23 protein-coding genes and 1 pseudogene are annotated in these 23985 nt (G+C 67.2%); 15 read left to right on the top strand and 9 right to left on the bottom strand.

The features are described from left to right. Window positions 1–32: 32 nt before the first annotated feature. The 3 genes from AT699_RS00760 (at window position 33) to AT699_RS00750 (ending at window position 3105) form a co-directional block, all read left to right on the top strand. Window positions 33–662, top strand: a complete 630-nt coding sequence (locus tag AT699_RS00760) for a LysE family translocator (protein ID WP_006386996.1) — start codon at window positions 33–35, stop codon at window positions 660–662. A 111-nt stretch (window positions 663–773) separates the two neighbouring features. Continuing rightward, window positions 774–2381: a peptide chain release factor 3 gene (locus tag AT699_RS00755; RefSeq protein WP_020925644.1), complete on the top strand. Its 1608-nt coding sequence runs from the start codon at window positions 774–776 to the stop codon at window positions 2379–2381. 37 nt (window positions 2382–2418) lie between these two features. Then, complete coding sequence (locus AT699_RS00750) at window positions 2419–3105, top strand: hypothetical protein (protein WP_006386994.1); 687 nt, start codon at window positions 2419–2421, stop codon at window positions 3103–3105. A gap of 84 nt (window positions 3106–3189) precedes the next feature. Here AT699_RS00750 and bfr read toward each other — a convergent pair whose 3' ends face one another. Then, on the bottom strand, window positions 3190–3666 hold the full coding sequence (gene bfr / locus AT699_RS00745) for a bacterioferritin (RefSeq protein ID WP_006386993.1): 477 nt from the start codon (window positions 3664–3666) through the stop codon (window positions 3190–3192). 424 nt (window positions 3667–4090) lie between these two features. Next, on the bottom strand, window positions 4091–5005 hold the full coding sequence (locus tag AT699_RS00740) for a DMT family transporter (RefSeq protein WP_024067401.1): 915 nt from the start codon (window positions 5003–5005) through the stop codon (window positions 4091–4093). A gap of 113 nt (window positions 5006–5118) precedes the next feature. Between AT699_RS00740 and AT699_RS00735 the strand changes: the two genes are divergently transcribed. Next, a complete protein-coding gene (locus AT699_RS00735; RefSeq protein ID WP_006386991.1) occupies window positions 5119–6039 on the top strand; it encodes a LysR substrate-binding domain-containing protein in 921 nt (306 codons plus the stop codon). On the opposite strand, the gene AT699_RS00730 is transcribed toward AT699_RS00735, so the two are convergent. The 4 genes from AT699_RS00730 to rpoN form a co-directional block, all read right to left on the bottom strand. Next, the gene (locus AT699_RS00730) at window positions 6009–6308 is read right to left on the bottom strand and encodes a (2Fe-2S)-binding protein (protein ID WP_006386990.1); all 300 of its coding nucleotides are present in this window, start codon (window positions 6306–6308) and stop codon (window positions 6009–6011) included. The two genes, AT699_RS00735 and AT699_RS00730, sit on opposite strands and share 31 nt — an antisense overlap. A gap of 178 nt (window positions 6309–6486) precedes the next feature. Next, complete coding sequence (locus AT699_RS00725) at window positions 6487–6765, bottom strand: type II toxin-antitoxin system RelE/ParE family toxin (RefSeq protein ID WP_006386989.1); 279 nt, start codon at window positions 6763–6765, stop codon at window positions 6487–6489. Between the two features lie 69 nt (window positions 6766–6834). After that, entirely contained in the window at window positions 6835–7041 is a 207-nt protein-coding gene (gene relB, locus AT699_RS00720) for a type II toxin-antitoxin system RelB family antitoxin (RefSeq protein ID WP_024067400.1), read from the bottom strand. A gap of 93 nt (window positions 7042–7134) precedes the next feature. Next, window positions 7135–8562 (bottom strand): RNA polymerase factor sigma-54, encoded by a 1428-nt coding sequence (gene rpoN / locus AT699_RS00715; protein WP_020925647.1) that lies wholly within the window; start codon window positions 8560–8562, stop codon window positions 7135–7137. Window positions 8563–8578: 16 nt separating this feature from the next. Between rpoN and AT699_RS00710 the strand changes: the two genes are divergently transcribed. From AT699_RS00710 to leuA, 3 genes are all read left to right on the top strand, one after another. Continuing rightward, a complete protein-coding gene (locus AT699_RS00710; protein ID WP_024067398.1) occupies window positions 8579–9229 on the top strand; it encodes a hypothetical protein in 651 nt (216 codons plus the stop codon). A 192-nt stretch (window positions 9230–9421) separates the two neighbouring features. Beyond that, window positions 9422–10399 carry a tripartite tricarboxylate transporter substrate binding protein gene (locus tag AT699_RS00705; RefSeq protein WP_024067397.1) on the top strand — a complete coding sequence of 326 codons (978 nt, stop codon included), beginning with the start codon at window positions 9422–9424 and terminating at the stop codon, window positions 10397–10399. 390 nt (window positions 10400–10789) lie between these two features. Beyond that, entirely contained in the window at window positions 10790–12499 is a 1710-nt protein-coding gene (leuA, locus tag AT699_RS00700) for a 2-isopropylmalate synthase (protein ID WP_006386984.1), read from the top strand. 163 nt (window positions 12500–12662) lie between these two features. Here leuA and AT699_RS00695 read toward each other — a convergent pair. Continuing rightward, window positions 12663–13992: pseudogene (locus tag AT699_RS00695) on the bottom strand (amidase). Between the two features lie 317 nt (window positions 13993–14309). Between AT699_RS00695 and AT699_RS00690 the strand changes: the two are divergent. The 6 genes from AT699_RS00690 (at window position 14310) to AT699_RS00665 (ending at window position 20351) form a co-directional block, all read left to right on the top strand. Further along, window positions 14310–15323 carry a LacI family DNA-binding transcriptional regulator gene (locus tag AT699_RS00690; RefSeq protein WP_006386982.1) on the top strand — a complete coding sequence of 338 codons (1014 nt, stop codon included), beginning with the start codon at window positions 14310–14312 and terminating at the stop codon, window positions 15321–15323. A gap of 37 nt (window positions 15324–15360) precedes the next feature. Then, window positions 15361–16158 carry a phosphodiesterase gene (locus AT699_RS00685; protein WP_006386981.1) on the top strand — a complete coding sequence of 266 codons (798 nt, stop codon included), beginning with the start codon at window positions 15361–15363 and terminating at the stop codon, window positions 16156–16158. A 122-nt stretch (window positions 16159–16280) separates the two neighbouring features. Continuing rightward, window positions 16281–17336 carry an ABC transporter ATP-binding protein gene (locus tag AT699_RS00680; protein WP_024067395.1) on the top strand — a complete coding sequence of 352 codons (1056 nt, stop codon included), beginning with the start codon at window positions 16281–16283 and terminating at the stop codon, window positions 17334–17336. Window positions 17337–17369: 33 nt separating this feature from the next. Next, a complete protein-coding gene (locus AT699_RS00675) occupies window positions 17370–18665 on the top strand; it encodes an ABC transporter substrate-binding protein (RefSeq protein WP_024067394.1) in 1296 nt (431 codons plus the stop codon). 13 nt (window positions 18666–18678) lie between these two features. Continuing rightward, complete coding sequence (locus tag AT699_RS00670; RefSeq protein ID WP_026384938.1) at window positions 18679–19554, top strand: carbohydrate ABC transporter permease; 876 nt, start codon at window positions 18679–18681, stop codon at window positions 19552–19554. Beyond that, complete coding sequence (locus AT699_RS00665) at window positions 19551–20351, top strand: carbohydrate ABC transporter permease (protein ID WP_006386977.1); 801 nt, start codon at window positions 19551–19553, stop codon at window positions 20349–20351. Before AT699_RS00670 ends, AT699_RS00665 begins: the two co-directional genes overlap by 4 nt. Window positions 20352–20414: 63 nt before the next feature. Here AT699_RS00665 and AT699_RS00660 read toward each other — a convergent pair whose 3' ends face one another. Both AT699_RS00660 and AT699_RS00655 read right to left on the bottom strand, forming a co-directional pair. Next, window positions 20415–20732, bottom strand: a complete 318-nt coding sequence (locus tag AT699_RS00660) for a hypothetical protein (RefSeq protein ID WP_006386976.1) — start codon at window positions 20730–20732, stop codon at window positions 20415–20417. Window positions 20733–20812: 80 nt separating this feature from the next. Next, the gene (locus tag AT699_RS00655) at window positions 20813–21157 is read right to left on the bottom strand and encodes a DUF1840 domain-containing protein (RefSeq protein ID WP_006386975.1); all 345 of its coding nucleotides are present in this window, start codon (window positions 21155–21157) and stop codon (window positions 20813–20815) included. A gap of 317 nt (window positions 21158–21474) precedes the next feature. Between AT699_RS00655 and argS the strand changes: the two genes are divergently transcribed. Continuing rightward, entirely contained in the window at window positions 21475–23175 is a 1701-nt protein-coding gene (gene argS / locus AT699_RS00650; RefSeq protein ID WP_006386974.1) for an arginine--tRNA ligase, read from the top strand. A 9-nt stretch (window positions 23176–23184) separates the two neighbouring features. Then, entirely contained in the window at window positions 23185–23901 is a 717-nt protein-coding gene (locus tag AT699_RS00645) for an SPOR domain-containing protein (protein ID WP_024067392.1), read from the top strand. Window positions 23902–23985 lie beyond the last annotated feature (84 nt).

Here is a 23985-nt window from a genome sequence, read left to right as displayed (position 1 = left end):
CCTGTAACTGCGACCCACGGACCCGCGCCATCATGCCTCTTTCCACCTGGTTGACGTTCTTCCTGGCCTCCTGGGCCATTTCGTTCTCGCCCGGCGCGGGGGCCATCTCCGCGATGTCCTCCGGACTGAAGTACGGCTTTGCCCGCGGCTACTGGAACACGGCCGGCCTGATCATGGGCATCCTGTTCCAGTTCGTGGTGGTCGCGGTCGGCCTGGGCGCGGTGCTGGCCACTTCCGAGATGGCCTTCAACGTGGTCAAGTACCTGGGTGTGGCCTACCTGATCTACCTGGGGGTGCGCCAGATCCGCACCGACGCCGCGCCGGTCGCGGTCGATGCCGGCGATCCCAAGCAGGCCTCGATCCGCGAGCTGGTGATGCGCGGCTTCCTGATCAACACCATGAACCCCAAGGGCACGGTGTTCCTGCTGGCCGTGGTGCCGCAGTTCGTCGACACCGCCTTGCCGCTGACGCCGCAGTACGCGGCGCTGGCCGGCACGCTGGCGTTCACCGACCTGGTGGCGATGGGCGTGTACACGCTGCTGGCGGCGCGCGTGCTGCGCCTGCTGCGCGACGCCAAGCACATCCGCTGGATGAACCGCACCTTCGGTTCGCTGTTCATCCTGGCCGGCGTGTTCCTGGCTTCGTTCCGCCGCCATTCCTGAATTTCCACGCGCGGGGCACGCGCCGGCAACGGCGCGTGCCCCGCTTGTTTCGATGCACGATACCGGACCGCGCCGGGCCCAGGCCACGGCGTCAGGTTGAATCCTCCGATCATGAACATCCCACAAGAAGTAGCGCGGCGCCGTACCTTCGCCATCATTTCCCACCCCGACGCGGGCAAGACCACGCTGACCGAAAAGCTGCTGCTGTTCGCAGGCGCGATCCAGATCGCCGGCAGCGTCAAGGCGCGCAAGGCCTCGCGCCACGCGTCCTCCGACTGGATGGAAATCGAAAAGCAGCGCGGCATTTCGGTGGCCTCGTCGGTGATGCAGATGGAATACCGCGACTGCGTCATCAACCTGCTCGACACCCCGGGCCACCAGGACTTCTCGGAAGACACCTACCGCGTGCTGACGGCGGTCGACGCCGCGCTGATGGTGATCGACGCCGCCAACGGCGTCGAGCCGCAGACCATCCGCCTGCTGCAGGTCTGCCGCGCGCGCAACACGCCCATCATCACGTTCATCAACAAGATGGACCGTGAAGTGCGCGAACCGCTCGAGCTGCTGTCGGAAATCGAAGGCCATCTGGGCATGGACGCCGTGCCGTTCTCGTGGCCGGTGGGCATGGGCAAGGCCTTCGGCGGCGTGTTCGATATCCGCCGCGACCGCATGCGCGTGTTCCGCCCCGGACAGGAGCGCCGTTCGGACAACGACGACTTCATCGAAGGCCTGAGCAACCCCGAGATCGCGCGCCGCTTCGGTTCGGCCTTCGACCAGGCCAGCGGCGAGATCGAGCTGATCAATGAAGCCGCGCCCGCCTTCGACCGCGACCAGTTCCTGGCCGGCAAGCAGACCCCGGTGTTCTTCGGCTCGGCCATCAACAACTTCGGCGTGCAGGAAGTGCTGGACGCGCTGGTCGAGCAGGCCCCGCCTCCCGGCCCGCGCGTCGCGCTGCAACGCGAAGTGCAGCCCGAGGAACCCAAGTTCACCGGCGTCGTGTTCAAGGTGCAGGCCAACATGGATCCGGCTCACCGCGACCGCGTCGCCTTCGTGCGCGTCAGCTCCGGCCGCTTCGAGCGCGGCATGCGCCTGAAGGTCGCGCGCACCAACAAGGAAATGCGCCCCAACAACGTGGTGTCGTTCCTGTCGCAACGCCGCGAACTGCTGGACGAGGCCTATGCCGGCGACGTCATCGGCATCCCCAACCACGGCGTGCTGCAACTGGGCGACGTGCTGACCGAGGGCGAAACGCTGCAATTCACGGGCCTGCCGTTCTTCGCGCCCGAGCTGTTTCAGGCCGTCGAAGTGAAGGACCCGCTGCGCACCAAGCAATTGCGCACCGGCCTGACGCAGCTGGGCGAAGAGGGCGCCATCCAGGTGTTCCGCCCCGAGGCCGCCGGCGGTTCGCTGCTGCTGGGCGCGGTCGGCCAGCTGCAGTTCGAAGTGGTGGCCCACCGCCTCAAGACCGAGTACGGCGTGGACGCCCGGATGATGCCTTCGCGCTACACAATGGCACGTTGGATTACCTCTGATAACCCCAAGGCGCTGCGCAAGTTCATGGATGCCAATGCCGCCCATATCGCCTATGATGTGGTCGATGCGGCGGCGTTTTTGATCAGTTCCCCCGCGCAGTTGCGCGTGGCCGAGGAACTGTATCCGGATGTGAAATTCCACGCCATGCGCGAGCACGGCGGCAAGGTTTTCGGAGACAAGGCGTAGACCCGTTCGGGTACCGCACGGCAGATTGAGGGTAGCAATGTCTTGGCGTTTATTATTCGCAACGCTCCTGCTGGCGCTTGGCGCGTCGGCCTGGGGCGGTATTCAATTGGGTGACTGGCTGGTGGCGCATGCGCCGCAGGCCGCGCCCGCGCCCGGCCAGGATGCGGCCGCGTCGCAGCAGCCCGTGCTCGATGCCAACGGGCGCCCCTACGTGGCGCAGCCGCCGCAGCCGCGCATCGATGGCACGCTCGGCGTGCCCGACAAACCGGCCGACCGCGAGTGGGCCATCAATACCGTCTCGCTTTTCGACACCGTCAGCGATCCCGCCGTGAAGATCTCGCGCGAGCGCATCAGCCAGGACCAGGCGCGCGAAATCGCCGCCGCCTCGCAAGTGCCGCTGCCGCAAGGCACATCAGACGTCAGCACGCTCGACCTGCAGGCGCCCGGCACCGGCACCGCCGTCAATGGCGGGCAGGGCCAGGCCCCGGGGCAGCAGGCGGCTGGCTACGGCAATACGCAAATGGTGCAGGCGCCGCCCCCGCCCAATTCGTCGCCCGCCCCCGGCGCGCCCGGATGGCAGGATGCGCTCAAGCGCGAACTGGCCCACTGTGCCACGCAGGGCTTCTTCGAGCGCCCCTCGTGCTCGTGGGCGGCCCGCAACAAATACTGCGGTCCCAACCGGGCCTGGGGCACGATGGCCGAGTGCCCGGCGCGCCCGCAGTAAGCCGCATCGTCCAGATCGCGCCACGCGCGATCACGCAAAAAAATGGCGCCCCGAGGGGCGCCATTTTCATGCCGGGCTGATCGATCAGTCGGGCACGGACATCTGGCTTTGCAGGTAGTTCTGCAGGCCCACCTTGTCGATCAGGTCGATCTGGGTTTCCAGATAGTCGATGTGCTCTTCGGTATCGTCCAGGATGTCCTGGAACAGGTCGCGCGAAACGTAGTCACGCACCGATTCGCAATAGGCGATGGCTTCCTTCACGGTGGCCTGGGCGCCTTGCTCCAGCTTCAGGTCACAGGCCAGCAGTTCCGGCACGTCCTCGCCGATCAGCAGCTTGTGCAGGTCCTGCAGGTTGGGCAGGCCGTCGAGCATGAAGATGCGCGCGATCAGGCGATCCGCATGCTTCATTTCGCCGATGGATTCTTCGTACTCGTGCTTGCCCAGCTTGTCGAAACCCCAGTGGTTCAACATGCGCGCATGCAGGAAATACTGGTTGATCGCCGTCAGCTCGTTGGTCAGTTGCTTGTTCAGGAACTGGATGACGGTTTTATCGCCTTTCATGATGGACTCCTTGCAGTCAGGCGCGACGCGCACTGCATCGCGACAAGAAGCGCACGATGCCGCGAGTACGCAACCCCGGCAGACTAACATCGGCCGCGGGGCCGCGCCTAGCCTTGGCGCGCATTTGGTAAACCGCTTTACGAGCGCTACAAGAAAGCGACAGACGAATGAGAATGAGTATGCGTGCGCGATGTCCTGCGGGCAATGCATCGCGGTTTCGCGGGCTGGGCGGACACGGGCGTCCCATTTGCCGCGGCATTTCAAGCGCGCCGCACCGCGTGAATGGCGTGATGACGCCATGAATCTATCAGACCGTTCCGACCGCACGCCACGTTGTGCAAACCCAACCCTGGCGCGCTGCGCGAGGTGCCGCGCCACGCGCACGCCCCAGCCTCGGCCAGCTTGACGCGCGCGCTGCCCGCGCCTAGGCGGCGCGCCGCGTCGCCAGCCAGATGCCGAACGCGATCGGCACGATGCCCAGCAGGTCGAGCCACGACACCGACTCGCGCAATACCACCCAGCCGAACAGCAGGCCCAGCGGCGGCATCAGGAAATGCAGCGCGCTGGCCGCGGTGGCGCTGGCGCGTCCGAGGATCATGAACCACAGGTAATAACCGCCAATGGACACCGCCACGATCATGTAGGCCATGCTCCAGAACAGGCTGGCCGTCATGCGCGCGTCGCCGAGGCTCTCGTGCAGCAGCGCCACCGGCATCAGCGCCACCGCCCCGGCCAGCGACTGGATGCCCGTCGCCATCCACAGTCCCGTCGACGGCTTGAGGCGTTTGTAGAGCAGCGTGCCCGCCACCAGCGCCACCAGGCCGCCTGTCACCAGCAGGGTGCCATGCAGATCCTCCTGCATGCCCGACAACCGCGAGCGCAGCACCAGCGCCACGCCCGCCAGGCCCAGGCACAGCCCGAACATCTTGCGCCAACCCAGCCGCTCACCCAACACGGGCCCGGCCAGCACCCCGATCAGCAGCGGATTGGTGCTGATCAGCACCGCCGTGAACGCGGACGACACCGTCGTCATGCCACTCCAGCTCAGGCCAAGGTAGGCCGCGTTGTTCAAGACCCCCAGAAGCACCAGCGCCGCCAGATCGCGGGCGCCGGGCCGCGACCACCGGCCGCTGGCCGCGGCCACGCCGAGCATCAGGGCGCCAGCGATCAGGAAGCGAATGGTCAACAGGGTCAGCGGCGGACAGTCGCGCACCGCGATCTTGGCCGCCGCGAACGCCGAGCTCCACAGGAAACAGAATGCCGCGATGGGCGCCCAGGCCACCCCCATCGGCGCGTCGGCGGGCAGGGCGGTGGCGGGCAAAGTCGATGACGCCTTCATGGCAGCAGGTCCGGGCAAAGGAAGATGAGCCCATTCTGGGCGCGGCCCTATCCATTGACAAACGCTTTATTTGGATCAAAAGTATTTGAAAAACCGATGCAAAGGCGCCTCCCATGCTCGATCTCGATCTATTGCACAGCTTCGTCTCCGTCGTCGACGCGGGCGGCTTCACCCGCGCCGGCGAACGGGTGCACCGCAGCCAGTCCACCGTGAGCCAGCAGATCCGCAAACTCGAGGAGACCCTCGAATGCACGCTGTTCGTGCGCGAAGGCCGCCAGGTCCACCTGACCGAGGACGGCGAACGCCTGCTCGGCTATGCGCGCCGCATGCTGGCGCTGTCCACCGAAGTGCGTGAGGCGGTCAGCGGCCGCAAGCGGGTCGAGGTGATCCGGCTGGGCATTCCCGACGATTTCGCCGCCGACACGCTCACGGCCATCGTGGCGCAGTTCGCCCGCGCCCGGCCGAGCGTCCGGCTGTCGGTGCGCTGCGACCTGACCGTGGCCCTGACCCGCGGCCTGGAACGGGGCGACCTGGATCTGGCGCTGCTCAAGCGCGAACCCGGCGCCGGGCCGGCCCTGGCGACCTGGCGGGAACACTTGCACTGGATCGCGGGCGCGCCAGCCCTGCCCGCCAGCACCGAACCGGTGCCCTTGGTGGCCTTTCCGCAGGGCTGCATCTACCGCAACCGCGCGATTCACGCGCTCGAACGCGCTGCACGCCGCTGGCGCATCGCTTACGAAAGCCCCAATCTGATGGGAATACAGGCCGCGCTGGCGGGAGGACTGGGGGTGGCATTGCTGGAGCGCCGCTGCATCGCCGCGGGGCATCGGCTGGTCGACGACGCGCTGCCCGCGGTGCCGCCGTCCGAGCTGGCGCTATGCCTGTCCGAACCAGCGCGCGAGCCAGTGCGCCAGTTGGCGGGAATGATCAGGGATTTTTGTGAAACGGAAACACAACGGCTTGCAGGGCTGGGCCTGCAAGCCGTGGCAGGTGGCGGCGCCGCTCAGGCGACGGCGACCTGGATGACCGGATAGCTGCTGTTCGCCGCGGACGTGCCCGGTTCGGCCATGGTGGCCGGCGGGTTGACCGGAACGGCGATCGAGCGCACATCGCACACGCTGGAACAGCGGCCGCCCGGCAGGTATTCGGCGGCGGTGGCCGCGCAGCAGCCGCAGCACGTGGCCACGCCCAGCTCGAACTGCAGGTCGGAAAGCGACGTCGCGCCCGCGTCCACGCTGGCGCGGACTTGGCGTTCGGTGATGGCATTACATACGCAAATGTACATGAGAATAATTATCGGCATTTGTTCATGCAATGGCAAGTACTCAGCGTAAATAATTTGCAACCACGTGGTCATCTAACCTATTGAAATAAGGGACGTTTTATCAGAACCGTTTCAGGCGGGGCGAGGCGGTTCATGCCTCGCCGGGCGTCCGATGCGACGCCGGGCAAGCGGCCGCAGCGCGGCGCCAGGGCCGTCGCTAGGGGGGATATTCCCGGCGGGCGTGCACGATGTTGACGACCTCGATCGCCAACGCGGTCACCCGGTAGACCACCACGTAATTAGGGTGTACGACGCATTCGCGCGTGCCAGAGACGCGGCCGGCTCGATATCGGCAAGGGTGCCGCGCCAGGGACAGCACGGCATTGTCGATGCGTTGCCGGAGGTCGCGTGCCGCCTGCGGACTACGCTCGGCGATGTAGGAGATGATCCCCGCCAGATCGTCTGCGGCGGTTTGAAGCCAGGATACGTCGAGCATGGGAAAGCCGGGCCGCGTCCGGGGCCGGGCGCGATTGACGTCCCCCCATGACGTGCTTCAAGCTTTTTTTCAGTTTTCTCCGTCTTGCGGATCCAGCTGACGACGGCACGCCGTTTCGATAATGGCATCGATGCGGGCCATCACCCTTTGATGCGAAACGGCGGGACGCGGATCGTCCAGGCTGGCTTGCACCTTCGCGCGGAACCAGCGGTCGTAGCTGACCGCCTGTTCTTCGGTCTCGAATTCCGAGAGGATGGAGGAAGGGATTGGGCCCATGGAAAAGCTCCTGATGAAGGCCCAGTGTACGGTAACGGACGCTCGTCGAGGCACCGCGCGCCGCGATGCTTCGCCGCAAAAAAGTCCCTTATTTCACCGCGCCGCGGCCTGCGCCTTGCGCAGCGCGGCCGGCGCGATCCGCAGTGCCTCGCGGTATTTCGCGACCGTCCTGCGGGCGATGACGATGCCCTGATCGGCCAGTTTTTCCATGATCTGGCTGTCGGACAGCGGCTTGGCCCGGTTCTCCTCGGCCACCATCTGGCGGATGAAAGTCTGCACCGCCGTGGCGGATGTGGCGTCGCCGCCATCGGTCGACACCCCCGCCCCGAAGAAGCGCTTGAGCTCCAGCGTACCGAAGGGAGTGAGCATGTACTTCTGTGTCGTGGCGCGTGAAATGGTGGACTCATGCAGGCCCAGCTCGCCGGCAATGTCCTTGAGGATGAGCGGGCGCATGGCCGCCGGCCCCTGGCTGAAGAAGGCGGTCTGGCGGTCGACAATGGCCTGGGCCACTCGCAGGATGGTGTCGAAGCGCTGCTCCACGTTGCGGATCATCCATTTCGCCTGTTGCAGCTGAGACTGCAAGCCGGCGTGGGCCGACTCCTTCTGGTTGGCCAGCATTTGGGCGTACAGGCCATTGATCTGCAGTCGCGGCACGGCGGCGCTGTTGAGCGTCACCTGCCAGCCGCGGCGCGTCTTGCGCACGATGACGTCGGGCACGGCGTAATCGGCCGCCGGGACCGTCCAGGCGCGGCCCGGACGGGGCTCCAGACGCAGGATCAGGGCGTGCGCCGCGCGCAGCGTGGCCTCGTCACAACCGACCGCGGCGCACAGCCTGGCATGGTTGCCGGTGGCCAACAGCGCCAGATGCTGGGCGCAGACCAGGCGGGCGCAGGCCAGCGCCTTGGGATCCGCGGCCTCGGGCAACCGGGCCGTGTCGGGACTGCGCAATTGCAACAGCAGGCACTCGGACATGTCGCGCGCGCCGATGCCGGCCGGGTCGAACGATTGCAGCAGCGACAGCGCGGCGCGCAGCTCGTCCAGGTCCGGCTCCATCTCGGCCGGCAGCCAGCCCAGGATTTCCTCCAGGGGCGAGCCCAGGTAGCCGTTCTCGTCCAGTTCGTCGATCAGCAGCGCCGCCAGCGCGGCGTCGCGCGGCGCGGCGCGGGTCAGCACCAGTTGCCCGAGCAGGTGCTCGCGCAGGGTATCGGGCCGGGCGGCCTCGGGCAGGCTGGAATCATCATCGGGGTAGACCCCGCCCGAACCCGGCATTTCCTCGACCGGGGTGTCGCGCTCGGGCGCGGGTTCGTCGTCCTGCACCGACGACTCGCGCTCGGATTCGGCCTGCGTCTCGACGGAGGCAGGCTCATCGTCGCGTTCCAGCAACGGATTGTCGGCGAGCACTTGCGAGATTTCCGCCTCGAGCTCGAGCGTGGACAGCTGCAGCAACCGGATCGATTGCTGCAGTTGAGGGGTCAGCGTCAGATGCTGGCCGGGCCGCAGTTCTAAAATAGGACGGGTCATAGGTACAATATTTTGCATGATGAATCAGACTTCGCCCGCACGCGTTCGCCAGGATTGCCGACTTATCGGCCAGACCCTGCTCAAACTGGCGCTTCCCCGACTTCTCGTGCGCGCGATCGTGATCGCAGTGGCCGTGATCGTCTGGTATCTCGCCGCTTCCTGGATCCTGGATTTCGGCAAGCGCATCAACTACGACTTCCTGCACACCCTGGGCCAACCCACCATGGACATGGTGCAAAAGGTCAACCCGTACATCTGGTGGGTCGTGGCCGGCATCTGGACCCTGATCGTCTTCTTCATCCTGCGCGCCTGGCTGTCGGCCAGCCTGGCCTCCGGCCGCGCCACCCCGGTCGGCACCGGCGTGCTGGCCGACCTGGCGCCCCAGTTGTCCGAGGAGTCCCTGGGCGTGCTGCGCTGGACCTGGGGCGGCCGTGAAGAACCGTTCACTGTCGGCGACCTGCATCGCTCGCTGTCGGAAATCCGCCACAACCGCATCGGCAAGATCGCCATGGTGGCCGAGCAGGCCGAGATCCTCGACGGCGCCACCGCCCGCCCGCCGCGCGACGGACGCGACGACGGCCGCCGCGATGCGCGCGATTCCCGTGACATTCGCGACGCCCGCGAACCGCGCTACGTCGAACCGCGCATCGGTGGCCCGGCCCGCTGAGCGGCGCGCCCCCCACCGTTCGACGACCCAGGCCGCCGCAAGGCGGCCTGCTTGTTTCAGTCCCCTGCCAGCCGGGCTCCCCTATACTGGCCCTCCAGGCTCGCGCAACCGCGGCCGCGCACTTTAAAACCAGACCAAGCCGATTGCAGAGACCAGTCGGATGCGCGGCCAGCCCCCCTGGAGTTGCTTTACATGTTCCGTCCCCCCGTCCGGTATGCCGCCGGCCTTCTGCTGGCCTGCTCGGCCGCTTTCGTCGCCGCCCCGGCAGCCGCCGCCTGGCCCGACAAGCCCATCACCTTCGTCGCGCCCTTCAGCGCTGGCGGCGCCAACGATCTGGTCGCCCGCATCATCGCCAAGGCGGTGGGCACGACCCTGAACCAGCCCGTCATCGTCGAAAACCGCCCCGGCGCCGGCGGCGTGGTCGGCGCCGCGCACGTCGCGCGCAGCGCGGCCGACGGCTACACCTATCTGGTGGGCAGCAACGGCACCGTCACCAACAGCCTGATCCGCTCGGACCAGCCCTACAAGGACGAAGAACTGACCCCGGTCGCGCTGCTGTCGATCACGCCGTCGGTGATCGTGGCCAATCCGTCGAACCCCGCCAAGGACCTGAAGGACTTCGTCGAACGCGCCAAGCAGGCCAAGACCGACCGTATCACGTTCTCGACCGCCGGCAACGGCAGTACGCCGCACTTCGTGGCCGAGATGGTCAAGGAGGCCACCGGACTGCCGGTCGAGCCCATCGCCTACAAGAGCGGCTCGGAAGGCGTGACCGCGGTGATCGGCAAGCAGGTCGACGCCACCTCGGAAGCCAGCATCGTCACGCTGCCGCTGGTGCAGAGCGGCAAGCTCAAGGCGCTGGCGACCACCTGGGACAAGCGCATGGCCAGCGCGCCCGACATTCCCACCACCGCCGAGCAAGGCTTCCCGGCCATCCGCATCGGCCACTGGGCGGGCCTGTACGCGCCGGCCGGCACGCCCGCCGACGTGCTCGACAAGATGAACGCCGCCGTCGAGAAGTCGCTGCAGACCAAGGAAGTGCAGGACGCGCTGCGCCAGAGCAGCATCGAGCCGGGCGGCGGTTCGCGCGCCAGCTTCGTCGAGTTCGCCAGGAGCGAGCGCGAGCGCCTGGGCCAGGTGGTCAAGAACGGCCACATGCAAATGCAATAACGCGTGTGACGCCAGCCGGGGACGATCTGTCCCCGGCTTTTTTATCGCCTTCCCGATTGCGCTGCCCGCAAAAGTATGTTTGACTAGCAACCTATGGCCGCTTACCGCACCTCCCTCGCGATTGCCACCGGACGCTTTGCCGCTCCGGTTGCCGGCCTGCGCGCTCGTACCGCCTTCATCGCGCTATCGCTATACCTACCGATCGGTTGCCGGGCCTAGTGTCCCCGTGGTAGCTCGGCAGCCACGCTTGCCACACGCGATTTCCCCTTTTCAAAACTGAATCTTGCGCCGCGCGAATGCGGCCAACCCTGGCACCAGGCCGCCATCCGGCCGCATGCCAGCCGAGGAAACCGATCCCGGGATTCACAAGAAACCGATCGAGGTGTAGTGATGATGCTTGCCAACCCCGCCACCAAATACGTCCCCTTCACGCCGTTCGCCCGCGACTTTTCCGAGCGCACCTGGCCCAGCCGCCGCATCACGCAGCCGCCGATCTGGATGAGCACCGACCTGCGCGACGGCAACCAGGCCCTGATCGAGCCGATGAGCGTCGAGCGCAAGCTCCGCTTCTTCGAGCAACTGGTCAAGATCGGCTTCAAGGAAATCGAGGTGGGCTTCCCGTCGGCCTCGCAGACCGACTTCGATTTCGTGCGCAAGCTCATCGACGAAAAGCGCATTCCCGACGACGTCACCATCATCGTGCTGACACAGTCGCGTGAAGACCTGATCAGCCGCACCGTGGAATCCGCGGCCGGCGCCAAGCAGGCCATCGTCCACCTGTACAACGCCTGCGCCCCGGCGTTCCGCAAGGTCGTGTTCAACATGACCAAGGACGAGATCAAGAACATCGCCACGACCGGCACGCGCCTGGTCAAGCAGTACATGGCCAGGCACCCGGAAACCAAGTGGCGCTACCAGTACTCGCCCGAAGTCTTCAGCACGACCGAACCCGAATTCGCGCTGGAAGTCTCGAACGCCGTGGCCGACGTATGGGAGCCCACGCCGGACTGCAAGATGGTGCTGAACCTGCCCGCCACCATCGAGGCCACCACGCCGAACATGTACGCCGACCAGATCGAGTGGATGCACAAGAACCTGGCGCGCCGCGACAGCATCGTGCTGAGCGTGCACCCGCACAATGACCGCGGCACCGCCGTGGCCGCCGCTGAATTCGCCGTGATGGCCGGCGCCGACCGCATCGAAGGCTGCCTGTTCGGCAGCGGCGAGCGCACCGGCAACGTCGACCTGGTCACGCTGGCCCTGAACCTCTACACCCAGGGCGTGCACCCGGGCCTGGACTTCTCGGACATCGACGAAGTGCGCCGCTGCGCCGAGTACTGCAACCAGTTGCCCGTGCACCCGCGCCACCCGTATGCGGGCGACCTGGTCTTCACGGCCTTCTCCGGTTCGCACCAGGACGCCATCAAGAAGGGCTTTGCGCAACAGCAGCCCGACGCCGTGTGGGAAGTGCCGTACCTGCCGATCGACCCGGCCGATCTCGGCCGCAGCTACGACGCCGTGATCCGCGTCAACAGCCAGTCGGGCAAGGGCGGCGTGTCGTACCTGCTCGAACAGGAACACGGCCTGGTGTTGCCGCGCCGCCTGCAGATCGAATTCAGCCGCGCCATCCAGCGCGTCACCGACGAGACCGGCCGCGAAGTCACGGCCGACGACGTGCACACCATCTTCAACCGCGAATACCTGGAACAGAAGGCCCCGTGGAAGCTGGTGCGTCACCGCATCGACGGCAATCCGGCCGCCGGCGAAGGCCAGCACTTCAGCATCGAGGCCGAGCTCGAATACAACGGCGAGCGCCGCATCGTGACGGGCAAGGGCGATGGCGCCATCTCGGCCTTCGTGGCCGCGCTGGACGTGCCCGTGCGCATCATGGACTACCACGAGCACGCCATCGGCACCGGCACCGACACCCGCGCCGCCTCCTATGTGGAACTGCGCGTCGGAGATTCGAGCACGGGCTTCGGCGTGGGCATCGACCGCGACATCGTCACGGCCTCGTTCCAGGCCGTGCTGAGCGCGGTGAACCGCCACATCAACGCCGGCGCCGTCATCACTGAACAGGAAGCCGCCCAGGCCGCGTGATCCGCCGCCAGGCCGCGGGCGCGGCGGTTACCGCCGCCGCGTTCCTCGCGCGCTTCTTACGGTGAAGCCGCGCCGCACAAAAAAATAGCCCGCCTTTATCCGGCGGGCTTTCTTCTTGCGTGATGCCTTCGACCGCGCCGCGACGGGCGCGCGGCGCGCCCCGTCAACCGCGCGGCCACATATCGGATGCGCCGATGTCGGGCTCGCGCGCGGCCAGCAGCCGCTCGTGGACCCAGGCGGCGATCGCCAGGGTGCGGTGGTCATCGTGGCGCTTGCCGATCAGTTGCAGGCCGACCGGCAGGCCCTGCGGGCCGGTGGCGAACGGCAGGTTCAGGCACGGCAGGCCGAACAGCGTCCACGCGCGCGAGAACTGCGGGTCGCCCGTGCCGAGGTCGGCGAACGGCGCCTCGCCGCTGGCGGCGGGCGCGAGCAGCACATCGTACTTGTCGAACCAGCCGTCCACGCGCGCGCGCGATTCCGCGGCGCGCGCCAGATTCTTGATGTGTTCCTCGGCGCTGATCTGGGCCCCGGCCTCGAGGATCGCCTGGATCTTGGGGCTGAGCTGCGCGGCGTGTTCCAGCCGTTCGTAGGCCAGCGCCTGCGACGACTCGAACGCCATGATGTCGGCATGCAGCTGCACCAGCATGCAGTGCTCGGGCGGCAACGGCACTTCCTCGACGTGGGCGCCGGCGCGCGACAACGTGGCGGCGGCCTGGGCAAAGGCTTCCTTGGTCTCGGACTGGGCATGGCGCCATTGCAGGCTGCGGTACATGCCGATGCGCGGCTTGGCGTCGTAGGCCAGGTCCAGCAGCCGCGGATCGCGCATCATGACGGAGGCGAACAGGGCCGCGTCCGGCACCGAGCGGGCGAAGCCGCCGACCGTGTCGAGCGATTCGGCCAGGCTCTTGACCCCGGCCCGCGGAATGGCGCCGAACGTAGGCTTGTAGCCGACGATGCCGCAGTACGACGCAGGGCGGATGATGGAGCCTGCGGTCTGCGAACCCAGCGCGAACGGAACCATGTCGTCGGCGACCGCGGCGGCCGAGCCGCTGGAGGAGCCGCCGGGCGTGTAGGCCTCGTTGCGGGGATTGCGCGTGGGGCCGGCCTGGTAGGTGGCGAATTCGGTGGTGACGGTCTTGCCGATCACGATGGCGCCGGCATGGCGGCACAACGCCACGGCGGCGGCGTCCAGCCCGGGATGGTGGCGTTCGTAGATGGGGGGAACCGTAGCGGGTGGGCAGATCGACCGTATCGAACAGGTCCTTGACGCCGATCGGCAGGCCATGCAGCGGGCCGCGCAGGGGGCCGCGATCCAGGGCTTCCGCGTGATCCAGGGCGGCCTGCTTCTGCAGCGCCGTCCAGGCATGGATGGTGTTTTCGCGTTGCTCGATGCGCGCAAAGCAGGCTCGCACCAATTGCACCGCGGTCAATTCGCGCCGTTGCAGCTTGCGCGCCGCTTCAAGCGCGCCAAGTCTGTTTAAGGCAGTAGACATGATCCTTTCCTCTATCCCGGTGCCGCGCGATATGCGCGGTACTGACTTCCGCACCCGGTCCCCTTGACCTGGGGTTTGTCCCGATACGGCACGCGGCATGATGCGTGCCCTTCATGACAAACCCAGCCATTGTGCGCGTCGCGTCAATTGGGAAAACCACTGAAAAAACCGTGTTTTCGCAGGGATTTTCGCGCCACGCCGCGCCTTGGCCTTATGTTGTTGCGTTGTTATCAGCATAGCGCAAACGGGTGCAACACAAAGGTCATATTTGTCTTGTAAGATGAAAACGTTTTCAGCAAACCGGCAGCAATGTAGCCATGGCGTCGCGCGCATCGCCCCGCTTTTCCATCATCGAAGTGGCCCGCAAGGCGGGGGTTTCCCCCGCCACGGTTTCGCGCGCGTTCAACCAGCCCGAAATCGTCCATCCGGATACGCTGGCGCACATCCGCGCCATCGCCAAGCGCGCGGGTTTCCGGCCCAATCGCGTCGGCCGCAGCCTGCGTTCCGGCAGCACCCGCACGATCGGGTTGATTCTGCCGACGCTGTCCAATCCGGTATTCGCCGAGTGCTTTGAAGGCGCCGAACGGCGCGCCCGCGAGTCCGGCTACAGCGTAATGCTGACCGCCACCGGCTATGACCCGGCGGTGGAATCGGCCGCAGTGCAGGGCCTGATCGACCACCAGGTCGACGGCCTGATCCTGACGGTGGCGGACGCGGCCCGCAGCGCCACGCTGGACGACCTGGACAGCGCCGGCATGCCCTACGTGCTGGTCTACAACGAATCCGCCGACCATCCCTATGCCTCGGTCGACAATCGCGCGGCCGCCATTGACATGGTCTCGCACCTGGCGGCGCTGGGGCATCGGCGCATCGCCATCGTGACCGGCCCGCTGACGGCCTCCGATCGCGCTCGCCGCCGCCTGTCGGGCGCGCGCGCCTGCGCCAAGAAGCTGGGCCTGGAACCGATCCAGCACATCGCCATGAATTCGCACACCGGCAGCGACGCCGAGGCGATCAAGTCCGCATTGCGCGGCAAACAGGCGCCGACGGCGCTGTTCTGTTCCAACGACCTGCTGGCCACGGCCGTGATTGCCGACCTGGTGGCGCTGGGCCTGTCGGTTCCGTCCGATATTTCCGTCTGCGGCTTCGACGGCATGCGCTTCGGCGCCTTGCTGACGCCGCCGCTGACCACGGTGGCGCAACCCAGTGACGGCATCGGCCAGGCGGCCTGCTCCAACCTGCTGGCGCAGATCCATGGCCAGCCGCCGCAATCGAACCGCCTGCCGCACTGCATCGTGGTGGGCGGCACCGCGGCGCCGGTGCGCCGCTGAACCCCTTCCAGAATAAATACCGATCGAGACACGTGTCATGCTCATCGCACAGATTACCGACCTGCACATGCGCACCCCGGGCGACAAGGCGTACGGCATCATCGACCCTGCCGCCTTCCTCGGCCCGGCGGTGCGCGCGCTCAACGCGCTGACGCCGCGGCCCGACTGCGTGCTGATCACGGGCGACCTGACCGACCTGGGCCGTCCGCATGAATACCAGGCGCTGCGCGAGCAGTTGCAGGCGCTTGAAATCCCTTATTTCCTGCTGCCCGGCAACCATGACGACCGCGCGCAATTGCGCGCCGCCTTCCCGGACCATGGCTATCTGCAAGGACAGGGGCCGTTCATCCAGTATGCCGTCGAAACCTATCCGCTGCGCCTGCTGGCGCTGGACACGGTGGTGCCGATGAAAAGCCACGGCGAGCTGTGCGACGAACGCCTGGGCTGGCTGGCCGCGCGCCTGGCCGAACAGCCCGACCGGCCGACGCTGGTGCTGATGCATCATCCGCCATTCCAGACCGGCATCGAGCACATGGACGACATCGGCCTGCTGGCCGGCGGCCCGGAACTTGAAAGCATCGTGGCGCGCTATCCGCGCGTCGAGCGCGTGCTGTGCGGCCACCTGCACCGCACCATCTTCCGCCGCTTCGGCGGCACCATTGCCTCGACCTGTCCGGGCACCGCGCACCAGCTGGCGCTGGAGCTGGGGCCGCGCCCGACCCTGCAATACATCATGGAGCCGCCGGGCTACCAGTTGCACTGGTGGCACGACGGCGCGCTGGTCACGCACCACGCCGTGATTGGGGAATACCCCGGGCCATATCCCTTCGCCTGAGCCCCGATCTCGATTACAAACACTATGCCCTGCCATATCTCCGTCATGTTTGCGCTGCACAATGAAAAGGTTTTCATCGCACGCGCCGCAGACGGATCAGAAAACTAGATCCAAGAGACAGCATGTCATCCATCGTTCTGGATAATCTCACCAAGCAATACGGCGGCGCGGCCGCGATCCACGGCGTCAGCTTCACCGTGCCGGCCGGCAGCTTCACCGTGCTGCTGGGCCCATCGGGTTGCGGCAAATCGACCACGCTGCGCATGATCGCCGGCCTGGACACGCCCACGTCCGGCACCATCCGCATCGGCGACCGCGACGTCACCCACTTGCCGCCGGCCAAGCGCCGCATTTCCATGGTGTTCCAGTCGTACGCGCTGTTCCCGCACCTGTCGGTGCGCGAGAACATCCTGTTCGGCCTGAAGGTGCGCAAGGAGCCGGCGCGCGACTACGACCGCCGCCTGCAGCGCGTGGCTTCGCTGCTGGGCCTGGGCCATCTGCTGGACCGCAAGCCGTCGCAACTGTCGGGCGGCCAGCAGCAGCGCGTGGCGCTGGGTCGCGCGGTAATTTCCGAAGCGCCGGTGTGCCTGATGGACGAGCCGCTGTCCAACCTGGACGCGCAGCTTCGCCACGAGATGCGGCGCGAGATCCGCGCCTTGCAGCAGGACCTGGGCATCACCATGGTGTACGTCACGCACGACCAGACCGAGGCCATGAGCATGGCCGACCAGGTGGTGCTGCTGCGCGGCGGCCAGATCGAACAGCACGACACGCCCGACGGCCTGTATGCCCGTCCGGCCAGCGAATTCGCGGCGCGCTTCATCGGCACGCCGCCCATGAACCTGATCAAGCTGATGCCGCTGCAAGGCGCCACGGTGATCGCCGGCACCCATGGTCCGGCCATCGCCAGCGCGCCGGAGGGCGCCGCCAAGCTGGGCGTGCGCCCTGAACACATCCGCATCGACAGCGACGGCATCGCCGCCACGGTGGAAAGCGTGGAGTACTTCGGCGCCGATTCCATCGTGGTCTGCCGGATCGGCGACAGCGGCGGGATCGCGGTGCGCGTGGGTGGGCACCTGCGCGCCCGCGCCGGCGAAGCGCTACGCCTGTCGTGGCCGGCCGAACAACAGCATTTCTTTGCCGCCGATTCGGCGGTCATCAACACCGTCGGGCGCTGAAGACGCCCAATCCACAGGAAAGGAAACGCAATCATGCGACGCATCGTACTCAAGACCCTGGCCGCCAGCCTTGCCGCCGCCTGCCTGTCGCTGCCCGCGCAGGCGCAGCAAAAGCCCGTCGAAGTGGAGTTCTACTATCCGGTCGCCGTGGGCGGCCCGATCACCAAGATCGTCGATGACATGGTGACGGACTTCGAGAAGGAAAACCCCGGCATCAAGATCAAGCCGATCTACGCCGGCTCGTATCAGGATTCGATCGCCAAGGCGCTGACCGCCCTGAAGGGTGGCACGCCGCCGCAGCTGGCCGTGCTGCTGTCGACCGACATGTTCACGCTGATCGACGAAGACGCCATCGTGCCGATCGACTCGCTGGCCAAGAGCGACGCCGACAAGAAGTGGCTGGGCGGCTTCTACGACGCCTTCATGCAGAACAGCCGCACCGGCGGCCACACCTGGGGCGTGCCGTTCCAGCGTTCGACCATCGTGATGTACTACAACAAGGATCTGTTCAAGGCCGCCGGCCTGGACCCCGAGCGCGCGCCCGCCACCTGGGCCGAGCTGGTCGAGTACGGCAAGAAGCTGACCAAGCAGGACGCCAGCGGCAACACCACCCAGTGGGGCATCGAGATCCCGTCGGGCGGCGCCTTCGCCTACTGGCTGTTCCAGGCCCTGACCACGCCCAACGGCGCGATCCTGATGAACGAGGCCGGCAACGAGGTCTACCTGGACAAGCCCGCCGTGGTCGAGGCCGCGCAGTACTGGCGCGACCTGTCGGCCAAGCACAAGGTCATGCCCACCGGCACGATCGACTGGGGCACCACGCCCAAGGACTTCCTGGAAAAGAAGGCCGCCATCATCTGGACCACCACCGGCAACCTGACCAACATCCGCAAGAACGCCGACTTCCCGTTCGGCGTGGCGATGATGCCGCAGCAAAAGCGCGGCGGCAGCCCGACCGGCGGCGGCAACTTCTACATCTTCAAGAGCGGCACGCCTGAGCAGCAGCAGGCCGCGCTCAAGTTCGCGCAGTGGGCCACCACGCCCGAGCGCGCCGCCGACTGGAGCATCGCCACCGGCTACGTGGCCGTGACGCCGGCCGCCTGGCAGACCGAGAAGATGAAGAAGTACGCGCAGGATGTGCCGGCCGCCGCCGTGGCGCGCGACCAGTTGCAGGTGAGCGTGGCTGAATTCTCGACCCACGAGAACCAGCGCGTCACCAAGACCCTGAACGACGCCCTGCAGGCGGCGCTGACGGGGTCGAAGACGCCGCAGCAGGCGCTGACCGACGCGCAGCGCGAAGCCGACCGCATACTGCGTTCCTACAAGTAAATCCGCAAGCACGATGAGCCGCTCCTTGAATGCGCTTTATGGCTGGCTGCTGTTGCTGCCAGCCATCGTGCTGCTCGCCGCGTTCACGCATTACCCGGCGCTGGCGACGCTCTGGCACAGCTTCTATTCCACCCCCAAGGGCGCGCGCCCGGCCCGCTTTGTCGGGCTGGACAACTACGCCGTCATGCGCGACGACCCGGTGTTCTGGCAATCGCTCTGGAACAACCTGTGGTTCGCCCTGGGCACCATCCCGACCTCGATCGGCATCGCGCTGGTCATGGCGCTGTGGGTCAATCGCAACCTGCGCGGGCGCGGTTTCCTGCGCATGGCGTACTTCACGCCGACGGTGCTGCCGATGGTCGCGGTGGCCAATATCTGGCTGTTCTTCTACACCCCGCAGTACGGCCTGATCGCGCAGGTGATGCAGCTGTTCGGCTCGCCCGGCCCCAACTGGCTCGGCAACCGCGAAACCGCGCTGCCGGCGTTGATGCTGGTGACGGTGTGGAAGGAATCCGGTTTCTTCATGATCTTCTACCTGGCCGCGTTGCAGACGGTGTCGCCGTCGCTGCGCGAGGCGGCGATGCTGGAAGGGGCCTCGCGCTGGCAGTACTTCCGGCGCGTGCTGTGGCCGCTGTTGATGCCGACCACGCTGTTCGTGCTGATCAATGCGCTGATCAACGCCTTCCGGCTGGTGGACCACGTGGTGGTCATGACCCGCGGCGGGCCCGACAACGCCAGCACGCTGCTGCTGTACTACATCTACCAGGTCGGCTTCAGTTTCTGGGACACCGCCTACGCCGCGACGCTGACCGTCGTGCTGCTGGTGGTGCTGGCGCTGACGGCGCTGGTCAAGTTCCGCTGGCTGGACCGCAGGACGCACTACCAATGAAAGACAAGCTCGATACCCTGGGCGCGTGGGCGCTTGGCCTGTTGTGGATCCTGCCGCTGGCGTATGCCGTCTGGGCGGCGTTTCACCCGCCGGCCTACGCCACCCGCTTCGACCTGTTCGCGCCGCTCACGCTCGACAACTTCGCGCGGGCCTGGCAGGCCGCGCCGTTCCCGCGCTACTTCGCCAACACCTTCCTGCTGGTGACGATGGTGCTGGCGGCGCAGCTGGTGCTGTCGACCCTGGCCGGCTACGCCTTCGCGCGCTTCGAGTTCCGCGGCCGCGACTTCGTCTTCATGCTGGTGCTGCTGCAGCTGATGATCATGCCGGACGTGCTGCTGGTGGAGAACTACCGCTCCATGAGCCAGCTGGGCATCCGCGACACGGTGTTCGCCATCGGCCTGCCGTACTTCGCATCGGCCTTCGGCATCTTCCTGCTGCGCCAGACCTTCAAGACGGTGCCGCGCGAATTGGAGGAGGCCGCGCGCATGGAAGGCGCCAACGCGCTGCAGGTGCTGTGGAAGGTCTACGTGCCGCTGGCCAAGCCGATCTACGTGGCCTACGGGCTGGTGTCGGTCAGCCACCACTGGAACAACTTCCTGTGGCCGCTGATCATCACCAACTCGGTGGAATCGCGGCCGCTGACGGTGGGCCTGCAGGTGTTCTCGTCGACCGACCAGGGCATCGACTGGTCGGTGATCACCGCCGCCACGCTGATGTCGGCGGCGCCGCTGCTGATTGCCTTCCTGCTGTTCCAGCGCCAGTTCGTGCAATCGTTCATGCGGGCCGGCATCCGCTGAGCCTTCCCTGGAAAGCAAAAGACCCCGCGTGGCGCGGGGTCTTTTCGTTGGGCGGCCAGTCGGTCAGTAACCGACCGTCAGGCCGGGCAGGTCCACCGTGATGCGCGGGCGTTCCAGCGCCAGCGCCAGGTGCTCGGCGAACTCGCGGGCCTCCTTGGCGTCGGTGGACAGGATGTCGTAGCCCAGCGCGTCGGCCACGCCCAGCACCTTGTCCAGCAGCAGCACCTTGCCGCTGGGACGCAGGGGCTCGCAGCCCAGGGTTTCCCAGGCGCCGTCGAACCAGTCGCGGGCGTCGTTCTGGCGTTGCGGGCTGGGTTCGACGTTGGCCGACAGGTCCAGCGAGCGCCGGGTGTCGAAAACGATGGTGATGTCGCTGCGCATGGCAGGGATTCCTTGAAATGGCGTCAACCGCAAAGGGTAGGGAAAAATCGCCGGGCAGATTGTCCGTCCGGCGACATTGCCTACCAGCCGCGGGAGACTTCCCAGGTGACCTCGGCGCCGGCGGCCTGCGACTGGCGCATCATGTCCAGCAGCGGGAAGGCGCGTTCCTTCAGGCCGACCGCGCGCGCCATGGGCGCCACCGGCGGCTTGTCCTCGTCTTCCTCGTCCTCGTCGTGGGCGCCCTGGGCCTCTTCGATGGCCCGTTCGATGCCCTGGATGGCCGGACCGAGCTGGTCGACGGTGAACACGCCGCGCTCGGGGATCTTGTCGCCGAAGGACTTGCCCGCGGCCTGCAGCAGGGCGCCGGCATGGTCGGTAAGCATCAGGACTTCGGCCACGACCTTGGAGTGAAATGTAATCAGCATATTCCGGTCTCCTACGGATTGAATACCTTCAATACACTACCGCAACGCCCTGGGGATGCCAACTGGCGCTCCGCCCTACCCGCCGGGGCGGCCCGCGGCCGGTGGCGGTCGCCAAATCAAGCTATGATTCAGGAGATTCCCGTGACGGCAGGATCCGCGGCGGCCCAGGTTGCCGGCGCCCGCGCGGCCGCGCCTCCCCAGGCGCGCCGGCCGGCCGATCCCCGCCCCCGGCACCGCCGGTGGGCCAGCGCGCGGGCCCGCGGCCCGGCCGCGCCCGCAGCCGCCCTCGTCACCCACCCGAACTTCTCCAGACGCCCATGCTCCCCGAGCAACAAAAACAGCTTATCTCCCTGATCCAGGCCGCCGTCGCGCAGAGCCTGCCCGACGCCCAGGCCGATACGGCCCAAGCCAACGTGCTGCTGGAGCGCCCCAAGGTCGCCGCCCACGGCGACGTCGCCACCAACGTGGCCATGCAGCTGGCCAAGCCGGCCAAGCGCAACCCGCGTGAACTGGCCCAGGCCATCGTCGAGGCGCTGCTGGCCCTGCCCGGCGCCCGCGACCTGGTCGAAAGCGCCGAGATCGCCGGTCCCGGCTTCATCAACCTGCGCGTCACCGCCGCCGCCCGCCAGGCCGTCATCACGGCCGTGGCCGAGCAGGGCGAGGCCTTTGGCCGCGCCGCCCGCAGCGGCGAGAAGATCCTGGTGGAATTCGTGTCCGCCAACCCGACCGGCCCGCTGCACGTCGGCCACGCCCGCCAGGCGGCCCTGGGCGACGCCCTGTGCCGCCTGTACGACGCCATCGGCTGGGATGTGACCCGCGAGTTCTATTACAACGACGCCGGCAACCAGATCGAGAACCTGGCCATCAGCGTGCAGGCGCGCGCCCGCGGCGTGGGCACCGACTCGCCCGACTGGCCCGCCGACGGCTACAAGGGCGACTACATCGTCGACATCGCCCGCGACTTCCAGGCCGGCAAGACCATCCAGGCCTCGGACGGCGAGCCCGTCACCGCCACCGGCAACATCGACAGCCTGGAAGACATCCGCGCCTTCGCCGTGGCCTACCTGCGCCGCGAGCAGGACCTGGACCTGCAGGCGTTCGGCCTGAAGTTCGACAACTACTACCTGGAAAGCTCGCTGTACACCTCGGGCCGGGTCGAGGCCACCGTCAAGGCGCTGATCGCCGGCGGCCACACCTATGAAGAAGGCGGCGCGCTGTGGCTGCGCACCACCGAACTGGGCACGGGCGACGACAAAGACCGCGTCATGCGCAAGAGCGAGGGCGGCTACACCTATTTCGTGCCGGACGTGGCCTACCACAAAGCCAAGTGGGAACGCGGTTTCCACCGCGCCGTGAACATCCAGGGCAGCGACCACCACGGCACCGTGGCGCGCGTGCGCGCCGGCCTGCAGGCGCTGGAAGAGGGCATTCCCAAGGACTACCCGTCGTACGTGCTGCACAAGATGGTCAAGGTGATGCGCGGCGGCCAGGAGGTCAAGATCTCCAAGCGCGCCGGCAGCTACGTCACCATGCGCGACCTGATCGACTGGGTCGGCCGCGACGCCGTGCGCTACTTCCTGATCCAGCGCCGCGCCGACACCGAATTCGTGTTCGACGTCGACCTGGCCCTGTCCAAGAGCGACGAGAACCCGGTCTATTACATCCAGTACGCCCATGCGCGCATCTGCTCGGTGATCAACAACGCCGGCATGCCGGCGGCGGAAGTGGCCGCGGCCGATGCGTCCCTGTTGACCGCGCCGAGCGAATTCGCGCTGATGCAGCGACTGGCCGAGTTCCCCCACGTGGTGGCGCTGGCCGCCCAGGAACTGGCGCCGCACCACATCGCTTTCTGGCTGCGCGACTGCGCCGCCGACTTCCACGGCTGGTACAACGCCGAGCGCGTGCTGGTCGACGACCCCGCGCTCAAGCTGGCGCGCCTGCGCCTGGCCGCGACCACGCGCCAGGTGCTGGCCAACGGCCTGGCGCTGTTGGGCGTGTCCGCCCCCGAGCGGATGTAACATCGGTACATGGCCACCAAGCGCAAATCCACCCGCCGGTCAGGCGAAAGCGGCAGCACCCTGTACGGGGCGCTGGCCGGTCTGCTCCTCGGCTTGATCGTCGCCGCCGTCGTGGCGTTCTACGTCACCAAGGCGCCCGTGCCCTTTGTCGATCGCGCCACCCGTCAGGGCGACGCCGGCAAGCTGCCCGATCCGCGCCAGGCGCCGGATCCCAACGCCGGCCTGTACGGCCGCGACGGCGCGGCGGGTTCCCCGCCCACCGGCCCGACCGCCACGGCGCCCGCGCCGCTGCCGGGCGCGGGCGGCACCGCGCCGGCGGGCAAGTCGGACGACCTGGGCGCGCTGATCGCCACCCTGCCGACCTCCAACAACACGCCCGCGGCCGCCCCCGCGCCGGCCGCCAGCGCGCCGCCCACGCCCATCGCCAAGGTGGCGCCGACCCCGGCCCCCGCGGCCAAGGCGCCGGTCGCCAGCGCCGCCCCGAGCGCGTCGGCCAATGGTTCGTACTACCTGCAGGCCGGCGCCTTCCGCGGCCAGGACGACGCCGAATCGCTCAAGGCTCGCATCATCCTGCTGGGCCTGCCGGTGGCGGTGCAGAAGGCCGAAGTCAACGGCAAGCCGATCAACCGCGTGCGCGTCGGGCCGTTCGCCCGCCTGGACGACATGAACCGCGCCCGTGGCCGGCTGGGCGAGAACAAGATCGAAACGGCAGTGGTGCGCCAGTAACATGGCGCGCCCATCATGGTTTTTGATTGAACTAATCCAGGCCCGGCCCTGTCTGTAACCTCTTTGTTCAGGAACCTCACCCCA

The organism is Achromobacter xylosoxidans, assembly GCF_001457475.1.
Classification (GTDB): domain Bacteria; phylum Pseudomonadota; class Gammaproteobacteria; order Burkholderiales; family Burkholderiaceae_B; genus Achromobacter; species Achromobacter xylosoxidans.
The sequence above is the reverse complement of the archived record's forward strand: the minus strand, read 5'-3'. Positions and strand labels throughout refer to the sequence as shown.